Source organism: Methylobacterium sp. J-092, assembly GCF_022829325.1.
Taxonomy (GTDB): Bacteria; Pseudomonadota; Alphaproteobacteria; order Rhizobiales; family Beijerinckiaceae; genus Methylobacterium.
Map to the genome: position 1 here is coordinate 24622 of NZ_JAKSXU010000095.1, position 22546 is coordinate 47167.

The 22546-nt window shown below is 71.1% G+C and carries 18 protein-coding genes; 14 read left to right on the forward strand and 4 right to left on the reverse strand.

Translation table 11 applies throughout. The features are described from left to right. Positions 1 to 228: 228 nt before the first annotated feature. The 4 genes from acs (at position 229) to MKK60_RS10610 (ending at position 6371) form a co-directional block, all read left to right on the forward strand. Positions 229 to 2178, forward strand: coding sequence for an acetate--CoA ligase (acs, locus tag MKK60_RS10595; protein ID WP_147726408.1), 1950 nt, complete (start codon positions 229 to 231; stop codon positions 2176 to 2178). Positions 2179 to 2323: 145 nt separating this feature from the next. Next, on the forward strand, positions 2324 to 2698 hold the full coding sequence (locus MKK60_RS10600) for a DUF485 domain-containing protein (protein ID WP_147726407.1): 375 nt from the start codon (positions 2324 to 2326) through the stop codon (positions 2696 to 2698). Next, a complete protein-coding gene (locus MKK60_RS10605) occupies positions 2695 to 4374 on the forward strand; it encodes a cation acetate symporter (protein WP_147726406.1) in 1680 nt (559 codons plus the stop codon). The genes MKK60_RS10600 and MKK60_RS10605 overlap by 4 nt, the downstream gene beginning before the upstream one ends. Before the next feature lie 290 nt (positions 4375 to 4664). Then, positions 4665 to 6371, forward strand: coding sequence for an MFS transporter (locus MKK60_RS10610; protein WP_243985594.1), 1707 nt, complete (start codon positions 4665 to 4667; stop codon positions 6369 to 6371). Between the two features lie 96 nt (positions 6372 to 6467). On the opposite strand, the gene purH is transcribed toward MKK60_RS10610, so the two are convergent. Both purH and MKK60_RS10620 read right to left on the reverse strand, forming a co-directional pair. Continuing rightward, positions 6468 to 8066 carry a bifunctional phosphoribosylaminoimidazolecarboxamide formyltransferase/IMP cyclohydrolase gene (gene purH, locus MKK60_RS10615; protein WP_243937394.1) on the reverse strand — a complete coding sequence of 533 codons (1599 nt, stop codon included), beginning with the start codon at positions 8064 to 8066 and terminating at the stop codon, positions 6468 to 6470. A 72-nt stretch (positions 8067 to 8138) separates the two neighbouring features. After that, positions 8139 to 9884, reverse strand: a complete 1746-nt coding sequence (locus tag MKK60_RS10620) for a heparinase II/III family protein (RefSeq protein WP_243985600.1) — start codon at positions 9882 to 9884, stop codon at positions 8139 to 8141. A gap of 168 nt (positions 9885 to 10052) precedes the next feature. Between MKK60_RS10620 and MKK60_RS10625 the strand changes: the two genes are divergently transcribed. Next, positions 10053 to 10316, forward strand: a complete 264-nt coding sequence (locus MKK60_RS10625; protein ID WP_147726410.1) for an amino acid transporter protein — start codon at positions 10053 to 10055, stop codon at positions 10314 to 10316. A 295-nt stretch (positions 10317 to 10611) separates the two neighbouring features. Further along, positions 10612 to 10839, forward strand: coding sequence for a hypothetical protein (locus MKK60_RS10630; protein WP_147726402.1), 228 nt, complete (start codon positions 10612 to 10614; stop codon positions 10837 to 10839). A 3-nt stretch (positions 10840 to 10842) separates the two neighbouring features. On the opposite strand, the gene MKK60_RS10635 is transcribed toward MKK60_RS10630, so the two are convergent. Continuing rightward, positions 10843 to 11787, reverse strand: coding sequence for a metal ABC transporter substrate-binding protein (locus MKK60_RS10635; protein ID WP_243985602.1), 945 nt, complete (start codon positions 11785 to 11787; stop codon positions 10843 to 10845). A 196-nt stretch (positions 11788 to 11983) separates the two neighbouring features. Here MKK60_RS10635 and MKK60_RS10640 point away from each other — a divergent pair, with 196 nt between their 5' ends. The 3 genes from MKK60_RS10640 to MKK60_RS10650 all read left to right on the forward strand — a co-directional run bounded on the left by MKK60_RS10640 (position 11984) and on the right by MKK60_RS10650 (position 15483). Beyond that, positions 11984 to 12514, forward strand: coding sequence for a Spy/CpxP family protein refolding chaperone (locus MKK60_RS10640; RefSeq protein WP_243985611.1), 531 nt, complete (start codon positions 11984 to 11986; stop codon positions 12512 to 12514). 107 nt (positions 12515 to 12621) lie between these two features. Next, on the forward strand, positions 12622 to 14391 hold the full coding sequence (locus MKK60_RS10645) for an ABC transporter ATP-binding protein (protein ID WP_243985693.1): 1770 nt from the start codon (positions 12622 to 12624) through the stop codon (positions 14389 to 14391). Positions 14392 to 14442: 51 nt separating this feature from the next. Continuing rightward, positions 14443 to 15483 carry an aldose epimerase family protein gene (locus tag MKK60_RS10650; RefSeq protein ID WP_243985613.1) on the forward strand — a complete coding sequence of 347 codons (1041 nt, stop codon included), beginning with the start codon at positions 14443 to 14445 and terminating at the stop codon, positions 15481 to 15483. Here the strand turns inward: MKK60_RS10650 and speB are convergent. Continuing rightward, entirely contained in the window at positions 15462 to 16430 is a 969-nt protein-coding gene (speB, locus tag MKK60_RS10655) for an agmatinase (RefSeq protein ID WP_243985694.1), read from the reverse strand. The genes MKK60_RS10650 and speB overlap by 22 nt on opposite strands. Positions 16431 to 16722: 292 nt before the next feature. Here speB and rpsT point away from each other — a divergent pair, with 292 nt between their 5' ends. The 5 genes from rpsT to MKK60_RS10680 all read left to right on the forward strand — a co-directional run bounded on the left by rpsT (position 16723) and on the right by MKK60_RS10680 (position 22545). Continuing rightward, positions 16723 to 16995, forward strand: a complete 273-nt coding sequence (rpsT, locus tag MKK60_RS10660) for a 30S ribosomal protein S20 (protein WP_147728871.1) — start codon at positions 16723 to 16725, stop codon at positions 16993 to 16995. Positions 16996 to 17918: 923 nt separating this feature from the next. Continuing rightward, positions 17919 to 19406, forward strand: a complete 1488-nt coding sequence (gene dnaA, locus MKK60_RS10665) for a chromosomal replication initiator protein DnaA (RefSeq protein ID WP_243985622.1) — start codon at positions 17919 to 17921, stop codon at positions 19404 to 19406. A gap of 201 nt (positions 19407 to 19607) precedes the next feature. Continuing rightward, entirely contained in the window at positions 19608 to 20726 is a 1119-nt protein-coding gene (gene dnaN, locus MKK60_RS10670; protein WP_147844487.1) for a DNA polymerase III subunit beta, read from the forward strand. Between the two features lie 74 nt (positions 20727 to 20800). After that, positions 20801 to 21913: a DNA replication/repair protein RecF gene (gene recF / locus MKK60_RS10675; RefSeq protein ID WP_243985695.1), complete on the forward strand. Its 1113-nt coding sequence runs from the start codon at positions 20801 to 20803 to the stop codon at positions 21911 to 21913. A gap of 20 nt (positions 21914 to 21933) precedes the next feature. After that, on the forward strand, positions 21934 to 22545 hold the full coding sequence (locus MKK60_RS10680) for a LysE family translocator (protein WP_243985696.1): 612 nt from the start codon (positions 21934 to 21936) through the stop codon (positions 22543 to 22545). The last annotated feature ends 1 nt before the right edge of the window (position 22546 follow it).

Genomic DNA, 22546 nt, shown 5'->3' on the forward strand with positions numbered 1-22546 from the left:
GACGGCGGGACTTAGGGTCGGGCTCGAACGGGCCCCGACCTTGGGGCAGGAAAACCGGCTTGACAGCGCTCTCCGGGCGCCCCTAGCAGGAATTGTGTCGCCTTCGGCCGGATGCGGGTCGGGCGGGGGGCGGCGATTGGTGTTACGACGACGACGACGATAATCTTTGGAAGCCCCGGCTGCGCGGACAACTGCGATACGATCGGGCACCAATCAGGGAGACGCGAGATGGACGGGAAGGTCGTCGAGGTTCGGGACACATGGCGCGAGGGCGCCCATGTGGATGACGCCAAGTATCGCGAGATGTACGCCGCCTCGGTTGCCGACCCGAACGCGTTCTGGGGCGAGCACGGCAAGCGCATCGACTGGATGACGCCGTTCTCCAAGGTCAAGAACGCCAGCTTCGAGCCGGGCCAGGTCTCGATCAAGTGGTTCGAGGACGGCAAGACCAACGTCGCCTACAATTGCGTCGACCGCCACCTCGAGACCCGCGGCGACCAGACCGCGATCATCTGGGAAGGCGACGACCCGAACGAGTCGAAGCACATCACCTACCGCGAGCTGCATGCGCAGGTCTGCCGGATGGCGAACGTGCTGCGCAACCGCGGCGTCGAGAAGGGTGATCGCGTCACGATCTACATGCCGATGATCCCCGAGGCCGCCTACGCCATGCTGGCCTGCGCGCGCCTCGGCGCCGTGCACTCCATCGTCTTCGGCGGCTTCTCGCCCGATTCGCTGGCCTCGCGCATCGAGGGCTGCGCCTCGAAGATCGTGATCACCGCGGACGAGGGCCTGCGCGGCGGGCGCAAGGTGCCGCTGAAGGCGAACGTCGACGCGGCGATCGCGCGCCTCGGCAAGGACGTCGTCGACCACGTCGTCGTGGTGCGCCGCACCGGCAGCGACGTGGCGATGGAGCCGGGCCGCGACGTGTACTACCACGAGGCCGCCGAGCAGGTGACCGACGAGTGCCCGGCCGAGGCCGTGGAGGCCGAGCACCCGCTCTTCATCCTCTACACCTCGGGCTCGACCGGCCAGCCCAAGGGCGTGGTCCACACCACCGGCGGCTACCTCGTCTACGCGTCGATGACGCACCAGTACGTCTTCGATTACCGCGAGGGCGAGGTGTACTGGTGCACCGCCGACGTCGGCTGGGTCACCGGCCACAGCTACATCGTCTACGGGCCGCTCGCCAACGGCGCGACGACGCTGATGTTCGAGGGCATCCCGACCTACCCGTCGAATTCTCGGTTCTGGGACGTGGTCGACAAGCACAAGGTCAACATCTTCTACACCGCCCCGACCGCGATCCGCTCGCTGATGGGCGGCGGCGAAGGGCCGGTGAAGAAGACCTCGCGGGCCAGCCTGCGCGTGCTCGGGTCGGTCGGCGAGCCGATCAACCCGGAGGCCTGGGACTGGTACTACAAGGTCGTCGGCGACTCGCGCTGCGCCATCGTCGACACCTGGTGGCAGACCGAGACCGGCGGCATCCTGATCACCCCGCTGCCCGGCGCGACCCGGCTGAAGCCCGGCTCGGCCACGCGCCCGTTCTTCGGCGTGCAGCCGGCGATGGTCGATGCCGAGGGCAAGGTCCTGGACGGGCCGTGCGAGGGCAACCTCTGCATCACCGAGTCTTGGCCCGGCCAGATGCGCACCGTCTACGGCGACCACGAGCGCTTCGAGCAGACCTACTTCTCGACCTATCCGGGCAAGTACTTCACCGGCGACGGCGCCCGCCGCGACGCGGACGGCTATTATTGGATCACCGGCCGGGTCGACGACGTGATCAACGTCTCGGGTCACCGCATGGGCACCGCCGAGGTCGAGTCCTCGCTGGTCGCCCATGCGAAGGTCGCCGAGGCGGCGGTCGTCGGCTACCCGCACAACCTCAAGGGCCAGGGCATCTACGCCTACGTCACCCTCAACGAGGGCGAGGAGGGCGACGACGCGCTGCGCAAGGAGCTCGTGACCTGGGTCCGCAAGGACATCGGGCCGATCGCCTCGCCGGACCTGATCCAGTTCGCTCCCGGCCTGCCCAAGACCCGCTCGGGCAAGATCATGCGCCGCATCCTGCGCAAGATCGCCGAGGACGACTTCTCCTCACTCGGCGACACCTCGACGCTCGCCGAGCCCGCGGTGGTCGACGACCTGATCGAGAATCGACAGAACCGCGCCGTCTAGGGCCGGTCTGCGACGACGGGCGGGCCTCGACCCGCTCACCGAGGCGGATGCCCCAGGGCGTCCGCCTCCAACATGCAAAAAATGCAGTCATGTCGACCGGAAGGCGGGCCCGATCGCGGGTACCCCTTCATCGGAGGGAGCACACATGTCCATCACCACAAGCGGCCTCGACGGCCGCCCCGCCCCAGCGGTGCCGCGGCCCGGCAGCACCGCGTCCGGACCCGCCTACGACGAAGTCGCGAAGAGCCCGATCTTCCGCCAGCTCGTCCAGGAGCGCACGAGCTTCGGCTGGATCCTCACCGGCCTGATGCTGCTCGTCTATTTCGGCTTCATCGGCCTGATCGCCTTCGACAAGAGCCTGCTCGCGGTGAAGCTCGGCAGCGGCACCGCGTCGGTCGGCCTTCTCATGGGGGTCGTCGTGATCCTCTTCGCCTTCCTCCTCACCGGCCTCTACGTCATGCGCGCCAACACCCGCTACGACGCCCTGGCCGCCGAACTCAAGCGGAGCCTCGGACGATGATCCGCACCCTGTCATTCCTGGGAGCCGCCCTGCTGGCCGGCCCCGCGCTCGCGGCCGGCCCCGACATGGGCGCCGTGCAGCAGCAGGCGACGAACTGGCCGGCCATCGGCATGTTCCTGTTCTTCGTGCTGTTCACGCTGGGCATCACCTACAAGGCGGCCAAGGGCACCAAGTCCGCGGCCGACTTCTACGCCGCGGGCGGCGGCATCTCAGCCGGCACGAACTCGCTGGCGATCGCCGGCGATTACATGTCGGCGGCCTCGTTCCTCGGGATCTCCGGCCTCGTCTACACCTCGGGCTTCGACGGGCTGATCTACTCCACCGGCTTCCTCGTCGGCTGGCCGATCGTGCTGTTCCTGATCGCCGAGCGCCTGCGCAACCTCGGCAAGTTCACCTTCGCCGACGTGGCGAGCTTCCGCCTCGACCAGACCTCGATCCGCATCATCTCCGCGACCGGAACGCTGGTCGTGGTAGCGTTCTACCTGATCGCCCAGATGGTCGGCGCGGGGAAGCTGATCCAGCTCCTGTTCGGCCTGCCCTACCTCTACGCGGTGGTGATCGTCGGCGTGCTGATGATCGTCTACGTCGCCTTCGGCGGCATGAAGGCCACCACCTGGGTGCAGGTGATCAAGGCCTGCCTGCTGCTCGGCGGCGCCACCTTCATGGCCGGGGCCGTGCTGCTCAAGTACGGCTTCAACCCGGAGGCGCTGTTCGCCTCGGCCGTCGCCACGCATCCGAAGGGCGACGCGATCATGGCGCCCGGCGGCCTCGTGTCGAACCCGGTCGAGGCGATCTCGCTCGGCGTCGGCCTGATGTTCGGCACCGCCGGCCTGCCGCACATCCTGATGCGCTTCTTCACCGTCTCGGACGCCCAGGCCGCCCGCAAGTCGGTGTTCTACGCCACCGGCCTGATCGGCTACTTCTACATCCTCACCTTCATCATCGGCTTCGGCGGCATCGCCCTGCTGATGTCGGATCCGTCCTACTTCAAGCTCGGGCCGGCCGGCGCGTTCGACAAGCTGAAGGACATGCTCGGCGGGACCAACATGGTCGCCGTCAACCTCGCCAACGCGGTCGGCGGGCCGTACTTCCTCGGCTTCATCTCGGCGGTGGCGTTCGCGACCATCCTCGCGGTCGTCGCCGGGTTGACGCTGGCCGGTGCGTCCGCCGTCAGCCACGACCTCTACGCCCAGGTGATCGCCCGCGGGCGCACCACCGAGAAGCACGAGGTTAACCTCTCGAAGATCGCGGCGGTGGTGATCGGCATCGTGGCGATCTACCTCGGCTACGTGTTCGAGAACCAGAACGTGGCGTTCATGGTCGGCCTCGCCTTCTCGGTGGCGGCGAGCTGCAACTTCCCGGTCCTGGCCATGTCGATCCTGTGGCGCGGCACCACGACCTGGGGCGCGTTGCTCGGCGGCCTCGTCGGGCTGATCTCGGCGGTGACGATGGTGGTGCTCTCGAAGGCCGTGTGGGTCGCGACGCTCGGCCATGCGGCGGCGATCTTCCCCTACGACAACCCGGCGCTGTTCTCGATGCCGCTGGCGTTCGCGACGATCTGGATCGTCTCGACGCTCGACAAGTCGCGGCGGGCCGAGCGCGAGCGCGCCGCCTTCGAAGCGCAGTTCGTGCGCTCGGAGACCGGCATCGGTGCGGAGGGCGCCCACGCGCACTGACGCCCGCCACACCGGCGACGCCTTTCGAGGGGGCGCGGCATCCGCCGCGCCCCTTCTTCGTCGCGGCACGGCTCCGCGACAGGCCTGCTTCGCGCACGAGCCGAAGCAAACCTGTTACAACGTCTGCATTCCTTCCGTTCCGCCCGTCCGACCTGTTGGCAGAATCGAGGCCTCGGGTAACAATCGCGTGTTCGGTTCTTGCCGAACGGCCGGACGACGCGAGCGCGTCGTCCCAAGCCCGGTTCCGCGAAAGGAGCACCGGGACACGACGGATCGGGAGGAATTTCAAGATGGTTGCTGCAACCACAGTCCCACGGCCGGGAGACGCGGCACGGCCGATGACCTCGGCCGAGAAGCGCGTGATCTTCGCGTCGTCCCTCGGCACCGTGTTCGAGTGGTACGACTTCTACCTCTACGGCTCGCTCGCCGCGATCATCGGGGCGCAGTTCTTCTCGGCCTACCCGCCGGCCACGCGCGACATCTTCGCGTTGCTCGCCTTCGCCGCCGGCTTCATCGTCCGCCCGTTCGGCGCCCTGGTGTTCGGCCGCGTCGGCGACCTCGTCGGCCGCAAGTACACCTTCCTCGTCACCATCCTGATCATGGGCCTGTCGACCTTCATCGTCGGCATCCTGCCCAACGCCGAGACCATCGGCATCGCGGCGCCGATCATCCTGATCGTGCTGCGCCTCGCGCAGGGCCTCGCGCTCGGCGGCGAGTACGGCGGTGCCGCGACCTACGTCGCCGAACACGCCCCGAACGGACGGCGCGGCTTCTACACGAGCTGGATCCAGACCACCGCGACGCTCGGCCTGTTCCTGTCGCTGCTGGTGATCCTGGCGACCCGCTCGTTCACCGGCGAGGAGGCGTTCAAGGCTTGGGGCTGGCGCATCCCGTTCCTGGTCTCGGTGCTGCTGCTCGGCATCTCGGTCTGGATCCGCCTGCAGCTCTCCGAGTCGCCGGCCTTCAAGAAGATGAAGGAGGAAGGCACCACCTCCAAGGCGCCGCTGACGGAGGCCTTCGGCCAGTGGAAGAACGCCAGAATCGCGCTCATCGCCCTGTTCGGCCTCGTCGCGGGCCAGGGCGTGGTCTGGTACACGGGCCAGTTCTACGCGCTGTTCTTCCTGCAATCGATCCTGAAGGTGGACGGCTACACCGCGAACCTGCTGATCGCCTGGTCGCTCCTGCTCGGGACCGGCTTCTTCGTGTTCTTCGGATGGCTCTCGGACAAGATCGGCCGCAAGCCGATCATCCTGGCCGGCTGCGCGATCGCCGCCGCGAGCTTCTTTCCGCTGTTCCACGGGCTCACCTCGGTGGCGAACCCGGCGCTTGAGCGGGCGATCGACCAGGTGAAGGTCACGGTGGTGGCCGACCCGAAGGAGTGCGGGAACCTGTTCAACCCGGTGGGCACCCGCGTGTTCTCGGCGCCGTGCGACCTCGCCCGCGACTTCCTCTCGAAGTCGTCGGTGAAGTACGCCACCGAAGCCGGCCCCGCCGGCCAGCCGACCGTGGTCAAGGTCAACGACACCGCCGTGCCGTTCCCCGCCGGCAGCCCGGCCGCGGACTTCAACAAGGCCGCCACCGCGGCCCTGCAGGCGGCGGGCTACCCGAAGGCGAACGACGCCGGCATCGTGAAGATGTCGAATCCGTTCGACATCTTCCGGCCGCAGGTGGCGAGCGTGATCGGGCTGCTGTTCGTCCTCGTCCTGTTCGTGACGATGGTCTACGGGCCGATCGCGGCGATGCTGGTCGAGCTGTTCCCGACCCAGATCCGCTACACCTCGATGTCCCTGCCCTACCACATCGGCAACGGCTGGTTCGGCGGCCTGCTCCCGGCCACCGCCTTTGCGATGGTCGCCCAGACCGGCGATATCTATTACGGCCTCTGGTACCCGATCGTCATCGCCGTCGCGACGGTGATCATCGGCCTGTTCCTGGTGCCCGAGACCAAGGACCGCGACATCTACGCCGACGCGGACGCCCCGGCCCCGCGCCGCTGAGCGACGAGATCGTCGCCGCGCACGGATCGGCACGACAACGAGAAGGCCCTGCCGGTCGGCGGGGCCTTCCCTCATTCGAGGGGGCTGCGACGCCGCTCAGTGCCGGAAGTGGCGCACCCCCGTGAACACCATCGCCAGCCCGGCCGCGTCGGCGGCGCGGATCACGTCGTCGTCCCGCATCGAGCCGCCGGGCTGGATCACGGCGGTGGCGCCGGCCTCGGCCGCCGCCATCAGGCCGTCGGCGAAGGGGAAGAACGCGTCGGAGGCCACCACCGCGCCGACCGCGAGGCTGTCCGGGAGGCCGAGGCGCTGGGCACCCTCGGCGGCCTTCCAGGCGGCGATGCGCGAGGAGTCGACCCGCGACATCTGCCCGGCGCCGATGCCGACGGTGGCGCCGCCCTTGGCGTAGACGATGGCGTTCGACTTCACGTGCTTGGCGACCCGGTAGGCGAAGCGCAGGTCGGCGAGCTCGGCTTCCGTCGGCGCGCGCCGCGTGACCACATTCAGCGCCATGTCGTCGACGACCATGGCGTCGCGGCCCTGCACCAGCAGGCCTCCGGCGAGCGTGCGCACGGTCTCGCCCGCGGCTCGCGGATCCGGCAGGCCGCCAGCGAGCAGCAGGCGCAGGTTCTTCTTGGCGGCGACGATCGCGATCGCCTCCTCCGACGCCTCGGGAGCGATGATGACCTCGGTGAAGATCTTGACGATCTCGCGGGCGGCATCCGCGTCGAGGAGCCGGTTGAGGGCGACGATGCCGCCGAAGGCCGAGGTCGGGTCGCAGGCGAGCGCACGGGCATAGGCCTCGGTCAGGCTCGCGCCCTCGGCGACGCCGCAGGGATTGGCGTGCTTGATGATCGCCACCGCCGCCGCGCGGGCCGGATCGAACTCGGCGACGCACTCGTAGGCCGCGTCGGTGTCGTTGAGGTTGTTGTAGGACAGGTCCTTGCCCTGCACCTGCCGTGCGGTGGCGATCCCGGCCCGCGCGATCCCCGGCGCGCGGTAGAAGGCGGCCGCCTGGTGCGGGTTCTCGCCGTAGCGCAGGCCCTGCGCGAGCTGGCCGCCGAAGCTGCGGAACGGTGCCGTGCCGGCGGCTTCCACGTGGGCGGACATCCAGTTGGCGATCGCCGCATCGTAGGCCGCGGTGCGGGCATAGGCCTTCTGGGCGAGCTGCCGGCAGAAGGGCCGGGTGAGCGTGCCGCCGCCCTGCGCCAGCGCCTCCAGAACCGCGCCGTAGTCGGAGACGTCCGTCACCACCGCGACGTCGCCATGGTTCTTGGCCGCCGCGCGGATCATCGCCGGCCCGCCGATGTCGATGTTCTCGACGCAGTCGTCGTAGTCGCGTCCGGCCGCGATCGTCGCCTCGAACGGGTAGAGGTTGACCACCAGCAGGTCGATCGCGCCGATGCCGTGGGCGGCGAGCGCGGCCTGGTGCTCGGGGTTGTCGCGGATGGCGAGCAACCCGCCATGCACCGCCGGATGAAGCGTCTTCACCCGGCCGTCCATCATCTCGGGGAAGCCGGTGAGCTCGGCGACCTCGGTGACCGGCAGCCCGGCCTCGGTCAGCGCCTTGTGGGTTCCGCCGGTGGAGACCAGGGCGATGCCGCGCGCGCTCAGGGCGCGGGCGAAGTCGACGAGCCCCGCCTTGTCGGAGACGGAAAGGAGCGCGCGGGCAACCCGCACCTGATCATGCGACATCGTGGGTCTTGTCGTTTCGAGGGTGTTCCGGGCGCGGTAGCACGAATGGCCGCCGCCGGGCCAGAAGGCCGGTCAGGCCGCCGCGCTCGGCGTGCGTCCGGGTGCCGAGGCGAGGCGCTGGAACGTCCAGTCGACGCGCACGTCGTCGTGGACGGCCACGTGCAGCACGATCTGGTCGGTGCGGCGCGCGCCGGTGAGGCCGGCGAAGTAGACGCTCTCCTCCAGTCGGATCTCGGCGCCGGTGGCGTGGAAGGTCCAGACCTCGCCGAGCGGCGAGGACAGCTCGAGCCCGTCCTCCTGAAGGCGCACCGCGATCGCCGGGTGCAGGTGGAAGCGGATCGCCACGTCCTGCGTCCGCGGCCGGCCCTTCCTCGCGGACGCGCGCAGGAACGCGTCCTGCCCGTCGAGCCGCCCCTCGGCGCCGGCGAGCTGCCAGCGTCGCTCGTGGACGATGCCGTGGTCGCGGGCGTAGCCGTCGTGCCGGGCGGCGAGCACGGTGGAGGCGCCCTCGTCGCTGCGCTCGGCCTTCACCGCCGCCGGCCCGCGCAGGACCACGGGGCCGACGCGGCGTTCGAGCCACCGCGCCGCGACGCGTTCGTCCCACCACCCGCCGGACCCGAGGAAGCGGCAGGACGATGCGTCGGCGACGCAGGCGGTGGAGTGGGCGGCCGTGGTGCGGGCGAGCCGGCGCAGCTCCGGGCCGCTCGCGGGCAGGCCGCAATTGATCACGATCCGCTGCGGCCCGCTCGACATCTCGAACGACAGGCAGCCGGCCCCGGCATTGAGCGAGTACGGCAGCGGCGGCGGGGCGCCGACGTCGGCGATGACGACGATGCGGCCGCCTTCCAGCCGCTCGTAGCCGGAATTCGGCGCGTGCATCATCGGCTGCGCCAGGGCGCCGTCGTAGATCAGCAGCGTCGCGAGGTGATCGGCGGCCGTCGCGCCCATGCCGTTGAAATGGCTCAGCGAGGCGTCGGCGTGGCGCAGCAGGCGCAGCAGCGGCAGCATCCGGTCGATGGCGCGCAGCAGGGCCTCGGGCGGCTCGACGCTACGGCTGAGATAGCTCTGGCGCAGGGGCAGCAGGTCGAGGAGCAGCTCCATCGCGAAGCGCGGATCGCGCGAGCGGTGGCCGCCATCCGGCATGATCTGGCGGTCGAGCTCGCGCGACAGCACGCGGGTGGCGCGCCGCAGGATCGGCTGGATGCCCTCGCAGCACAGCCCGGCGAAGCAGAGCGCGACGGCCGCGTTCAGCCGCCATTGCGGCGGCACCCCGCGCCGCAGGTCGCGCTCGAGCTGCTGCGCCCCGCGGGCCAGCGCCCTGAGGAAGGTCTGGTAGAAGGCGTGGTCGGCCCCTTCCAGCACCAGCGGCGACTGGCTCAGGAACGAGATCAGCCGGCGGGCGGCCACCGGCGTCTGGCGCGCCAGCGTCGGGTCGCCGCGCCCGGCCACGAAATCGGCCACGAAGGCGCGGGCGTTGGCGCGGGCAAGCGCCGTATCGGCGGCGCGCAGGTGCCTGAGCCAGCCGAAGCCGTAGAGCACGTCGGCCCATTCCGGCGAGGGCGGCGTGTAGTCGAACGGCGAGCCGCCGCTCACCGCGAGCGAGCGCCCGGCGAAGACGAAGAGCCCGGCATAGATGTCGTCGGCGAAGGTGGCGTCGGAGGTGCGCAGGTCGTGCGGCGCGATCACGAGGCCGGTGACGCGGACGCGGGCGAGGATGTCCGGCGGCGCGGTGAAGCGGGCCGAGGCGGCGCGTGCGGTCCGGGCGACCTCGCGTCCGACCAGCCGATACAAGCGCCAGCGATCAGCCCCCCAACGCACGCGGTTCCCCTGAAGGCCGGTGCGCGGAGATCGGCGCCGGTCACTCTCACGATCAAGCTAGAGCGGGCGTCTTAACCATCGGTTTACGATCTGTCATTGCTGGAGGTGACGGGTGCCGCGGCGCCGGCCGACCGTTTCCCCGTGCCGGGTCGCCCGCCATGCTGCCTGATGGTCTCTGAATCCAAGGCTCCGCAAGACGCGGGCGATCGTGCCAAGCTCGTCGCCAACGAGAGCGCCAAGCTCACCGCGACCTACGTGAACGGCGTCGCCATCGCGATCCTGGCCGTGGGCGGCCTTGCACCTGTCTTCTCCGGGCGGCTCGCCGGCATCGACTTCGGAGCTGCGCTCCTGGGCGCCAACCTTCTCCTTTGCGCGATGACGAGTGCGGCCCTACATTGGCTCGGACGCAGAATTCTCAGGACCCTCCGATGAGCGATCCGCACGTTCTGTTGATGTTCGCCTTTCCGATTTGCGGATTGATGCTCGGCCTCTGGGCGTTTTGGCTGACGCGGCGAGCGCACGACTAGACTGCACGACGAGACGGGTCGCGGGACGACGCGGCTTGGCGCCGGCCGCCGTCCCTGTGGAAACCGATGAAAGCGGGGACGATCGGGCCGATTCGACGGTTCGTTGCCGGCAAAGTCTTGAACGCCCTAAGCCGTTTACCCGCCGAGCTTTTTTCCGATGTATCGAAGAAGCATCCAGCACCTGCCGGGGGGCAGCGTCTATGCGGTTCGATATCACCGAGGATCCGAGCGGCCTTTGGCTGTGGACGCTGGTCGACGACCGCAACGGACCGGTGGTGTGCTCGCCCGTCCGGTTCCGGACCCAGGTCCAGGCCTATGCCGACGTCGCCGCCTTCAAGGCGATGGTGTCGGGCGCCGGCGTGCTGGTCGGGCGCGGCCCGAAGCGCCGCAACTCCGGTGACGGCGGCGGTCAGCTCGGCCTGCTCTGAGCGTCACGACGGCCCCAGCGCCGCGCCGAACGCGCGCAGGTTGCTCCGCATCATGTCGAGATAGGTCGATGCCGGGCCGGCCGCCCCGGACAGCGCGTCGGAATAGACCTTGTCGCCGATCCGCGCGCCGCTCTCGCGCGACACCTGCTGCATCAGGCGCGGGTCGGCGATGGTCTCGATGAACACCGCCGGCACCTTGTCCTGGCGGACCTGCCGGATGATCCGGGCGACGTCCTGCGGGCTCGCCTCGCTGTCGGTCGAGACCCCCTGCGGCGCCAGGAAGGTCAGGCCGTAGGCGGCGCTGAAGTAGCCGAAGGCGTCGTGCGTGGTGATGACCTTGCGGTGCTCGGGGGGAATCCTGGCGAGCGTCGCGCGGATCTCGGCGTCGACCGCGTCGAGCCGGGCCAGATACGCCTCGGCGTTGCGGGCGTAGTCGGCGGCATGGCCCGGATCGACCCTCGCCAGGCCATCGCGGATGTTGGCGACGTAGACCTTGGCGTTCGGGATGCTCTGCCAGGCATGCGGGTCGGGGCTCGACGCCGGGTCGTGGCCGCCCGCGCCGCCGTGGTGATGGTCGTGCCGGCCGGGAATCGTCGCGACCCCGGCCGAGGCGACGACGACGGGCGCCTTCGAGCCGGAGGCGCGGATCAGCCGGTCGAGCCAGCCCTCGAAGCCCAGGCCGTTGACGAACACGATGTCGGCGGCGGCCAGCGTCCGCGAATCACCGGGCGCCGGGCTGTAGCCGTGGGCATCCGCATCGGGCCCGACGAGGGTGGTCACCGCGACGGCGTCGCCGCCGACCTGCCGCACGAGGTCGCCGAGGATCGAGAAGGTCGCCACCGCCCGCACGCGGTCTGCCGCGAAGGCCGGAACCGATGCGGCGTGCAGGCACAGCGCCAGGGCCGTCGCTCGGAGGAGGCCGAGTCGCGTCGTGGTCCGGGTCGCCATCGTCGAGCACTCCTCGCAGCCGTCCGGCGTGCTGATAGTGTAATAGTGTTACATCGCCAAGCCGCGCGCGGCGACATACCGCCGAAACACGGATGCGGTGTGATCGGTGCGGCAGCGGGACGGCCGGTCGGCTCGGCCGCGCTGCGGATCCGGCGGCACCCGATCCGGGCTCGCCGCGGAAGGAATGGAGACCGAGATGGTCGGACGTGTGATCAAGGGTGCCCTCGTCGCCGGCCTCGCCGGCCTTGCCCTGGCCGGCGCGGTCGCGGCGCGCGACGGCGAGGACGGCCCGCCCCGCCGCTGGGGCGGCCATTGGAGCCGGCTCTCCCCCGAGGACCGCGCGGCCTTCGCCGACGCCCGCATCGCGGCGCTCCATGCAGGCCTGCGCCTCAACGCCGACCAGGAGAAGCTGTGGCCGCCGGTCGAGACGGCGATGCGCGACCTCGCCCGCCAGCGCCGCGAGCGCATGGCCGCGATGCGCGATCGCAAGCGCATGGACGAGGACGCGCCGGCGGCGTTGCGCGCCATGGCGGATGCCGCCACCGCCCGCGGCGCGGCTTTGGGCAAGCTCGCCGACGCCTCGGGGCCGCTCTACGCCACCCTCGACCCCGACCAGAAGCGCCGGGCGATGATCCTGGCCGGGCCGATGGGCGGGCATCGGCACCGCCACGGCGGCCGTGGCGAGGACGGCGGCGAGGGCGAGCAAGGCCCCCGCGACGGGTGCTGACGCAGGCGGCGCTTGATCCGCGGCGGCCGGGGCGGCACACCCGCGCCACCGCCGCCTCGGGCGACGGTGGGCCGGCGCCCTTCGCCCGGACGATCTCGGAACCCGCGATGGCGCGCCTGAAGGGCGACACGATCCCCCTGCTCCGCCGGCTCTGGCGCGAGTGGCTGTCGCCGCACCGGGGCACGCTGGCCGTGGTGCTGGTGCTCATCGCTCTGGTCGGCGCCTCGACCGGCCTGTACCCGGCGCTGATCAAGGGCGCTTTCGACGCCTTCGACCGCAAGGATGCCGGCGCGCTGGCCTACGGCCCGCTGATCGTCATCGTCGTCACCTCGGTGCGCGGTTTCGCGCTGTTCGGCCAGACGGTGCTGACCAACCGTGTCGTGACCCGGGTCGAGGCCGACATGCAGGCCGCGCTCTACGGGCACCTGATCGACGCCGACCTGGCGCAGCTCGGGCGCGAGAGCCCAGCCGCCTTCACACAGCGCTTCACCACCGACTTCGCCTTCATCAAGGAGGCGCTGACCCGGATCTCGACCGTGCTGCTGCGCGACGTCGCCATGCTCGTCGGCCTCGTCGCGGCGCTGATCTGGATGGATCCGGTGCTGACGCTGGTGGCCGCGGTCACCGTGCCCTTCGTCGCCGGGCCGATCGGGCGGATCGGCAAGAAGCTCAGGCGCGTCTCCACCACCACCCAGGAGCAGATGGGTGCCACCGCCAGCCTGATTTCCGAGAGCCTCCAGGGGGTGCGCATCGCAAAAACCTACGCGATGGAGGGCTACCTCAAGGGCCGCGCGGCCGACGCGCTCGACTCGGTCCGGCGCCTGAAGATGAAGGCCGCCAACGCCCGCGGGCGCCTCGACCCGCTGCTCGAGGTCGGCGGCGGGTTCGCCGTGGCGGCGGTGCTGATGCTGGTCGGCCAGCGGGTGATGGCGGGCGAGCGCACGGTGGGCGACTTCACCGGCTACGTCGCCGCGCTCCTGCTCGCCGCCCAGCCGGCCCGCGCGCTCGGCACCCTCAACGCGATCCTGCAGGAGGCGGCCGCCGCGCTGACCCGCTACTTCGCGCTGATGGACGAGGCGCCGACGATCCGGGAGGCGCCCGCCGCCGTCGCGCTGAGGCGGGGACCGGGCGAGATCGCCTACCGGAACCTGCACTTCCGCTACCGGCCGGACGCGCCGGCGCTGGAGGGCATCGACCTCGTCGTGCCGGCGGGCTCGACCACGGCGCTGGTCGGCCGCTCGGGCTCGGGCAAGTCCTCTCTGCTGAACCTCGTGCCCCGCCTCTACGACGCCACCGCCGGAACGGTGGCCATCGACGGGCAGGACGTGCGCGGGGTGACGCTGGCGTCGCTGCGCGCGGCCGTCGCGGTGGTGTCGCAGGAGGTGGTGCTGTTCGACGACACCATCGCCGCCAATATCGGCTTCGGCCGGCCCGGCGCCACGATGCCCGAAATCGTCGCCGCCGCGGAGGCCGCCGCCGCCCACGGGTTCGTCGCGCGGCTGCCCGAGGGCTACGACTTCCGCGTCGGGCCCGCCGGCGGGCGGCTCTCGGGCGGCGAGCGCCAGCGCATCTCGCTCGCCCGCGCCTTCCTCAAGGACGCGCCGATCCTGCTCCTCGACGAGGCGACCTCGGCCCTCGACTCGGAATCCGAGCGCCTGGTGCAGGACGCGCTGACCCGGCTGATGAAGGGCCGCACCACCCTGGTCATCGCCCACCGGCTCTCGACCGTGCGCGAGGCCGACCTGATCGTGGTGATGGAGGCCGGCCGCGTCGTCGAGTCCGGGCGGCACGAGGCCCTGATCGCCCAGGGCGGAGCCTATGCCCGCCTGCACCGGATGCAGCTTTCGGACGACCCGGCACCGGCGCCGGTGTCGTGAGCCGAATCGGGTCTCGCGCGTAATCCCCGCGTCACGGGACGGGAACGGGCGATGACGGGCGAGACCTTCGGACGGACGGCGGACGGGGAGACGGTGACGCGCTTCACCCTGGTGCGCGGGCCGCTGCGCGTGCAGGTGCTCGATTACGGCGGGATCGTCACCGCGATCGAGACGCCGGATCGCGGGGGGCGCGTCGGCAGCGTCGTGCTCGGCCTCGATACGGTGGCGGGCTACGAGACCAAGAGCCCGCATTTCGGCGGCCTGATCGGGCGCTTCGCCAACCGCATCGCCAAGGGGCGCTTCACGGTCGACGGCCACGCCTACGCCCTGCCGATCAACGAGCCGCCGAACGCGATGCATGGCGGGCCGCGCGGCTTCGACCGGCGGATGTGGCGCGTCGAATCGGTCGATGACGCGCACCTGACGCTCGCGCGCCGCTCGCCCGACGGCGAGGAGGGATTTCCGGGCAACCTCGACGTCGCGGTGACCTACGGCCTGCCCGAGGACGGGACGCTGCGGATCGACTACCGCGCGCATACCGATCGCCCGACCGTGCTCAACCTGACGAACCACGGCTACTTCAACCTGGCGGGCGAAGGCGCCGGCGACGTCATGGGTCACGTCGTCACGATCCCGGCCGACGCGGTGCTGGAGACCGACGCGACGCAGGTGCCCACCGGCACGCTGCGGCCGGTGGCCGGCACGGCGTTCGACTTCCGCACCGGCATGGCGCTCGGCCGGCGCATCCGCGAGGGCGATCCGCAACTCGCGATCGCCAAGGGCTACGACCACTGCTTCGTCCTCCGCGATGCGGACGGACGGCTGCGGCCGGCGGCGACCTGCATCGAGCCGGGGAGCGGGCGCCGCCTCGACGTGGCGACGACGCTGCCGGGCCTGCAGCTCTACACCGGCAACAACCTCGACGGGACGCTGATCGGCCCGAGCGGCCGGATCTACCGCTCGGGCGACGCGGTCTGCTTCGAGACGCAGGCCTTCCCCGACGCCCCGAACCACCCCGGCTTCCCGCCGGTGGTGCTGCGGCCCGGCGAGCGTTTCGCGTCGGCGACGACCTACCGGTTCTCGCTCGCCTGATCGGCGTCCGCCCGCGCCGCCCGGCGTGCGGCGACCGCGTCGGCGAGCAGGCACAGGATCTCGAAGGCGAGCTGGCCGCCGGTGAGCGCGGTGAGCCCCGACGGGTCGAGGGGGGGCGCCACCTCCACGAGGTCGGCGCCGACGAGGTCGAGGCCGCGCAGGCTGCGCAGCAGGGCCAGCGCCTCGCGGGTGGTCAGCCCGCCGATCTCCGGCGTGCCGGTGCCGGGCGCATAGGCCGGGTCGAGGCTGTCGATGTCGAAGCTGAGATAGGTCGGGCCGCGGCCGGCGATGGCGCGGGCCTCGGCCGCGACCTCCGGCATGCCGCGGCCGGCGGCCTCCTCCATGGTGATGACGCGGATGCCCCGGGCGCAGGCCCAGTCGCGCTCGTCCGCCGCATCCATGCTGCCGCGGATGCCGATCTGCACGCAGCGCCGCGGATCGAGCACGCCGTCCTCCACCGCGCGGCGGAACGGGGTTCCGTGGGTGAGCCGGGTGCCGCCGTACTGCGCGTCGTCGGTGTCGCTGTGGGCGTCGATGTGCACGAGGCCGAGCGGCCGGTCGCGCCCGAGCGCCCGGAGGATCGGATAGCTGATCAGGTGGTCGCCGCCGACGCCGAGCGGCACGATGCCGGCCGCTCTGAGTCCGCCCATGAACGCCTCGATCCGCCGGCAGGTCTCGCCGGCGTCGATCGGGTTCACCGGCACGTCGCCGAGGTCGGCGCAGGCCGCCAGCGCGTAGGGCGCGAGCCCGCTCGCATGGTTGATCGCCCGCGTGCCGGTCGAGGCCTCGCGCACGCCGCGCGGGCCGAGGCGGGTGCCCGGCCGGTTCGTGGTCGCCCCGTCGAACGGGATGCCGACGAGGCCGATCTCGACGCCATCGGCGCTTCGCGGATCGCGGCAGGGCAGCCGCATGAAGCTCGCCACGCCGGCAAAGCGCGGCGTCTCCATGCCGGAGGCCGGACGGAACGCCGCGATGCGAGCCGCATCCGCCTCGCTCACCCTGTGCACCACGCTGGTCCCTCCCCGGATCGCCCGGTATCATCCCGGGCCGGCCCGGCGCGATCAAGCCGGATGCGCCGATCCGCGTTGACGACGCGGCGTCCCGTGGCTATAGAGCCGGCTCTGCCGAGGGCCCGTGCGGTTGCACGCGTCGTCGGCTTCGCCATTCGCCACACCCAGCGCAGACCGATCCGAGGCTCCCCGAGCTCGAAGGTCCCCGCCCTTTGATACGAGGATGCCCATGGCCAACACCGTGTCGGCCAAGAAAATGACCCGCAAGATCGCCAAGCGCACGGCGATCAACCGCTCGCGCCGCTCCCGGATGCGTACCTTCGTCCGCAAGGTCGAGGAGGCCATTGCCGCGGGCGTGCAGTCCGACGCCCTCAGCGCGCTCCGCGCCGCCGAGCCGGAGATCATGCGGGCCGCCCAGAGCGGCATCGTTCACAAGAACAATGCCTCGCGCAAGGTTTCGCGCCTCGCCGCCCGCGTGAAGGCCCTGGCCGCCGCCGCCTGAGCGCGGCCGCTGTCGGCACCGCCGACGCGCCATCAGGTCCCGATACGAAAAAGCCCGGCCTTCGCGCCGGGCTTTTTCGTGTGCCCGAGCCATCGCGGCCATGATCTCATTCGTCGGGACGGCGAGCGCGCTCGACGCGAGGCGCGTACCCTCCGCGATCGCCCTCCCCTGAGGCGGGCTGCTGCATCTTGCGCATGATGGCAGCCGGTGAGCCTTCGAAGGCCCGCACGGCCCCCTCCCCCGTCCGGGAGAGGGTCGGGGTCGGGGTGAGACCTGCCCGGAAGGACCTGTCCCCTCACCCTGTCCCCTCACCCTGCCCCCTTGACCCTGTCCCCCTGCCGAACGGGAGAGGGCACCGGCGCCGCGCCGGCACGATGCCGTCGTTCAGTCGCCGTCGCGGGGTCGAGCAGTGCGGAGATCCGGGCGCCAGCCTGGGCGATGCGGACCGATCGTTGCCCGCGACACCGCCGTCGAGACGCGCTCCGGAAGCGCCTGAGGGCGCGGTCGATGTTCGCGCCTTGTCCGCGCTTGGCGCGTGACGAAGCGTTAACCCATTTTCAAAAATCCATTTCGTTGCGGAGTCTTCGGGGCGGGTGTAGCTTAACAAAACCTCACCACGCCCCAGCAAACCCACAGCATCTCCGCCACCAAGCCGAATCATGCGTCGAATCAAAGCCGTATCGTGTGTCGCTTCGACTCCGCTCGACTCGCCGAAGTGGCGGTCAAGGCTTTCCCCGCAAGTCCCACTGTTAAAACTACCGTAGGCAATTGTTGATAGGCTCTTCAAATCGACCAGCAGCGTCGTCGGACGGGTTGACTCCCTCCGATTTTTGCGCCCCGCCCGTGTTCACGGGGTGTTCCAGTGTGCGTGCGTACGCCCCGTCGGCGGGTCTCCCGTCCTCGGTGCGAGGAGAGTGTCAGTGATGCATGTCGACGAGAGCGTGTCGGGCGGCGGCGGAAGCGGCGGAGGAAACGGGTCCACGGAGGCCGCCGCAGCCTGGGGACGGGTGAAACGCCGCCTGCGGGCCGAGCTCGGCGAGGACGTGTTCGCGAGCTGGTTCGCCCGCCTGGAGCTGGATTGCGTCGTCGGCGGCACCGCCCGCCTGACCGTGCCGACCCGGTTCCTGAAGAGCTGGATCGAGTCGCACTACCTCGACCGGGTGCTGAACACCTTCAAGGCCGAGGTCGAGGAGGTCGGCCGCATCGAGGTCGGCGTGCGCGGCACCACCGCCCCCGTCCGCCCGGTGGCGCCCGGCGCCCCGAAGCCCGGCCCGACCAGCGGCCCGCTCGCCCGCCTCCACGCCGCCGGCACGCCCGCCCCGATGCCGACGACCCCGGCGCCCGACATGCGCGCCGAGATCGCCGGCGAGCTCAACGGCGCGCCCCTCGACGCGCGGCTCACCTTCGCGAACTTCCTGCTCGGCCGGTCGAACTCCCTGGCGCATGCCGCCGCCGACCGCGTCGCCCGCCACGATGGCGAGGGTGCGCTCTACAACCCGCTCTACTTCCATGCCGGCGTCGGCCTGGGAAAGACCCACCTGCTGCACGGCATCGGCCACGCCGGCCGCGAGGCCGGCCGCCGGGTGATCTACCTCACGGCCGACCGCTTCATGTACGGCTTCGTCAACGCCCTGAAGACCCAGAACGCGCTCGCCTTCAAGGAGCGCCTGCGCGGCATCGACCTGCTGATCCTCGACGACGTGCAGTTCATCCAGGGCAAGTCGATCCAGGCCGAGTTCGGCCACACCATCAACGCGCTGATCGATGCCGGCCGTCAGGTCGTCGTCGCCTCCGACCGGCCGCCGACGGAGCTCGAGGCGCTCGACGAGCGCGTCCGCTCGCGCCTGGCCGGCGGCCTCGTGGTCGAGATCGGGATGCTGGACGAGCAGCTGCGCGCCTCGATCCTCTCCGCGCGGCTCGCCGCCGTGCGGGTGGCGCATCCGAGCTTCGAGGTCTCGCCGGCGGTGGCGACCTACGTGGCCCGCGCGATCACGGCCAACGGCCGCGACCTCGAGGGCGCCGTGAACCGCCTGCTGGCCCATGCCACGCTCACCGGCACCGCTGTGACCATGGAGACGGCCGAGACCGCGATCCGCGACCTCGTGAAGAACCGCGAGCCGAAGCGGATCAAGATCGAGGACATCCAGAAGCTCGTCGCCTCGCGCTACAACGTCTCGCGCTCCGACATCCTCAGCGAGCGCCGCACCGCCGCGGTGGTGAAGCCGCGCCAGATCGCGATGTACCTGTCGAAGGTGCTGACCCTGCGCTCGCTGCCCGAGATCGGCCGCCGCTTCGGGGGGCGCGACCACACCACGGTGCTCCACGCCGTGCGCAAGATCGAGAAGCTGATCGGCGAGGACGCGGTTCTCGGCGACGAGGTCGAGCTCCTGAAGCGCATGCTGCAGGATTGATCCTGCTGCGTCCCTCCCCTCTCGCGGGGCGGGACGCGCGGGGCGGGTCGTCGGCCCGTCCAGCCCCCGATCGCCCTGTGCGAGGGACGAATCGCGCCCTTGCCTTCGCGCCGCCGCTTCGCCAAGCTGAACGGCCAAACTCCGAACCCGCCGGCCGCGGCGGCGTTCGAGCACGGTCCTTCGAGCATTCAGAGTACTGCGATGAGAGTCACTGTCGAGCGTGCGGCCCTCCTACGGTCGCTCGGCCACGTGCACCGCGTCGTGGAGCGGCGCAACACGATCCCGATCCTGTCGAACGTGCTGCTGCGTGCCACCGACGGCGGCCTCCAGCTGCGGGCGACCGACCTCGACATCGAGGTGACCGAGACCGTGCCGGCCGACGTCTCGGATCCGGGTGCCACCACCGTGCCGGCCCACGTGATCTACGACATCGTGCGCAAGCTCCCCGAGGGCGCGCAGGTCTCGCTCGAGACCGGCGGCGAGTCCGGCCAGATGACGATCCGCTCCGGCCGCTCGCGCTTCGCGCTCGGCGCCCTGCCGGAAGGCGACTTCCCGGACCTCGCCGCGGGCGAGCTGCCGCACAGCTTCGGCATCGCGGCCGCCGACCTCAAGCGCCTGATCGAGAAGACCCAGTTCGCGATCTCGACCGAGGAGACGCGCTACTACCTCAACGGCATCTATCTCCACACCATCGAGGCGGAGGGGCTGAAGCTGCGCGCGGTCGCCACCGACGGTCACCGGCTCGCCCGCGTCGAGATCGACGCGCCGGAGGGCAGCGCCGGCATGCCGGGCATCATCGTGCCGCGCAAGGCGGTCGCCGAGATCCAGAAGCTCGTCGACGACGGCGGCGACAGCGTCGCCATCGACCTCTCGCCCGCCAAGATCCGCCTGCGCTTCGCCTCCGGCGTGACGCTGATCTCCAAGCTGATCGACGGCACCTTCCCCGACTACCAGCGCGTCATCCCGGCCGGAAACGACAAGCGCCTCACCGTCGAGCGCGAATCCTTCGCGCGGGCGGTGGACCGGGTCTCGACGATCTCGTCGGAGCGCGGCCGGGCGGTGAAGCTCGGCCTGCAGGAGGGCCGCCTCTCGCTCTCGGTCAACAACCCGGATTCGGGCAGCGCGACGGAGGAGCTCGACGTCGACTACGAGGCCGCCGGCCTCGATATCGGCTTCAACGCCCGCTACCTCCTCGACATCACCGGCCAGCTCGAGGGCGACACCGCCCTGTTCAAGCTCGCCGATCCGGGCTCCCCGACCCTGATCCAGGACCGCGAGGGCGCCTCGGCGCTGTACGTGCTGATGCCGATGCGGGTGTGAGCGAGGCACCGGTTTCGCACTCGGGTGGGGCATCGAACGAGACGGATGATGCGGATGCGCAGCGCCTCACCCGCCTGACAGCCCGCGACTTCCGCAACCACGCCGATCTCGACCTGCCGCTGTCGGACCGCTTCGTCGCGCTCGTCGGCGAGAACGGGGCGGGCAAGACCAACATCCTGGAGGCGATCTCGCTGTTCGCGCCCGGCCGCGGACTGCGGCGGGCCGAGTTCTCGGCGATGGCGCGCAAGGACGGCCCCGGCGGGTTCGCCGTCTCGGTGACGCTGGCGCGCGACGGGGCGGAGCACCGCCTCGGGACCGGATGCGAGCCGCCGGGCTTCGACGGCCGCATCAGCCGGCTCTGCCGGATCGACGGGGCCGGCGCGCCCTCCCCGGTCGCCTTCTCGGAGTTCCTGCGCGTGGTCTGGCTGACGCCGGACCTCGACGGGCTGTTCCGCGGGCCGGGCGGCGACCGCCGCCGCTTCCTTGACCGGCTCGTGCTCGCGGTCGATTCCGGCCACGGCGCCCGCGTCTCGGCGATGGAGCGGGCGCTGCGCTCGCGCAACCGCCTGCTGGAGGAGCGCCCGAACGACGGCCGCTGGCTCGACGCGATCGAGCGCGAGGTCGCCGAGCTCGGCGTCGCCGTCGCGCTCGCCCGCCGCGAGACCACCGAGCGACTGGATCGCCTGATCCACGAGACCCGCGACGACGCGCAGCCGTTTCCCTGGGCGGCCCTGCGCCTGGAGGGCGACCTCGACGACCTCGTCGCGGTCTGGCCGGCGCTCGAGGCGGAGGACCGCTTCCGCCTCGCCCTCGCCCGGGGGCGCCCGCGCGACCGCGCCGCCGGGCGCACGCTGTCGGGCCCCCAGACCAGCGACCTCGTGGTCCGCCACGGCCCGAAGGACGTGCCGGCCGCCACCGCCTCGACCGGCGAGCAGAAGGCGCTGCTGATCGGCCTCGTGCTCGCCCATGCCAAGCTGGTGCGGGCGATGAGCGGGATCGCGCCGCTGATCCTCCTCGACGAGGTCGCCGCCCACCTCGACCCCCGCCGCCGCGCCGGCCTGTTCGCGGCGCTCGACGCGTTGCCGGGGCAGGTGTTCATGACCGGGGCCGACGCGGCGATGTTCGCCGAGCTCGGCGGGCGGGCCGATGTGATCGGCATCGCCGACGGGCGCATCGCGCGGCCCTGATCTCGACCGTCGTGACCACGATGCCGCTGTCCAGCCTCGCCTTCTTCGCCGCCGTCTATGCCATCGCCGTCGCCGCGCCCGGCCCGGGCATCGCCGCGCTCGTGGCGCGGGTGCTGGCGCGGGGGACGCCGGGGATCATCGGCTTCGCGGCGGGGTTCGTCGCGGGCGATCTCATCTGGTTCTCGCTGACGGTGGCGGGCCTTGCCATGGTGGCGCAGACCTTCGCGATCGGATTCGTCGTCCTGAAATACGTCGGCGCGATCTATCTCGCGTATCTCGCCTGGGGAGCCTGGACCGCCCGCACCGACGCGGTCGAAGCCGCGCCCATGGCCGGACACGGCGCCGTTCGCCTGTTTCTCGGCGGACTGACCCTCACTTTGGGCAACCCGAAGGTGATCCTGTTCTTCCTGGCCCTGCTGCCGACTGTCGTCGACCTCGATCATCTCACGCCGCTGGGCATCGCGGAGATCGCGGCGACGATCGTCGTCGTGCTGAGTGCGGTGCTGGCGGCCTATGTGCTCGCCGCGGCCCGCGCGCGCCGGGTCTTCACGTCGTCTCGCGCCCGTCGCGCGATCAATCGTGGGGCCGGAACGGTCATGGCCGGCGCCGCCGTCGCCATCGTCGCGCGCTGAC

What these genes read in the sequence shown, in the direction of transcription:
- acs (WP_147726408.1), top strand. Translation starts at nt 229, where the DNA reads ATGGACGGGAAGGTCGTCGAGGTTCGGGACACATGGCGCGAGGGCGCC.
- MKK60_RS10600 (WP_147726407.1), top strand. Translation starts at nt 2,324, where the DNA reads ATGTCCATCACCACAAGCGGCCTCGACGGCCGCCCCGCCCCAGCGGTG.
- MKK60_RS10605 (WP_147726406.1), top strand. Translation starts at nt 2,695, where the DNA reads ATGATCCGCACCCTGTCATTCCTGGGAGCCGCCCTGCTGGCCGGCCCC.
- MKK60_RS10610 (WP_243985594.1), top strand. Translation starts at nt 4,665, where the DNA reads ATGGTTGCTGCAACCACAGTCCCACGGCCGGGAGACGCGGCACGGCCG.
- purH (WP_243937394.1), bottom strand. Translation starts at nt 8,066, where the DNA reads ATGTCGCATGATCAGGTGCGGGTTGCCCGCGCGCTCCTTTCCGTCTCC.
- MKK60_RS10625 (WP_147726410.1), top strand. Translation starts at nt 10,053, where the DNA reads ATGGTCTCTGAATCCAAGGCTCCGCAAGACGCGGGCGATCGTGCCAAG.
- MKK60_RS10630 (WP_147726402.1), top strand. Translation starts at nt 10,612, where the DNA reads ATGCGGTTCGATATCACCGAGGATCCGAGCGGCCTTTGGCTGTGGACG.
- MKK60_RS10635 (WP_243985602.1), bottom strand. Translation starts at nt 11,787, where the DNA reads ATGGCGACCCGGACCACGACGCGACTCGGCCTCCTCCGAGCGACGGCC.
- MKK60_RS10640 (WP_243985611.1), top strand. Translation starts at nt 11,984, where the DNA reads ATGGTCGGACGTGTGATCAAGGGTGCCCTCGTCGCCGGCCTCGCCGGC.
- MKK60_RS10645 (WP_243985693.1), top strand. Translation starts at nt 12,622, where the DNA reads ATGGCGCGCCTGAAGGGCGACACGATCCCCCTGCTCCGCCGGCTCTGG.
- MKK60_RS10650 (WP_243985613.1), top strand. Translation starts at nt 14,443, where the DNA reads ATGACGGGCGAGACCTTCGGACGGACGGCGGACGGGGAGACGGTGACG.
- speB (WP_243985694.1), bottom strand. Translation starts at nt 16,430, where the DNA reads ATGGAGACGCCGCGCTTTGCCGGCGTGGCGAGCTTCATGCGGCTGCCC.
- rpsT (WP_147728871.1), top strand. Translation starts at nt 16,723, where the DNA reads ATGGCCAACACCGTGTCGGCCAAGAAAATGACCCGCAAGATCGCCAAG.
- dnaA (WP_243985622.1), top strand. Translation starts at nt 17,919, where the DNA reads ATGCATGTCGACGAGAGCGTGTCGGGCGGCGGCGGAAGCGGCGGAGGA.
- dnaN (WP_147844487.1), top strand. Translation starts at nt 19,608, where the DNA reads ATGAGAGTCACTGTCGAGCGTGCGGCCCTCCTACGGTCGCTCGGCCAC.
- MKK60_RS10680 (WP_243985696.1), top strand. Translation starts at nt 21,934, where the DNA reads ATGCCGCTGTCCAGCCTCGCCTTCTTCGCCGCCGTCTATGCCATCGCC.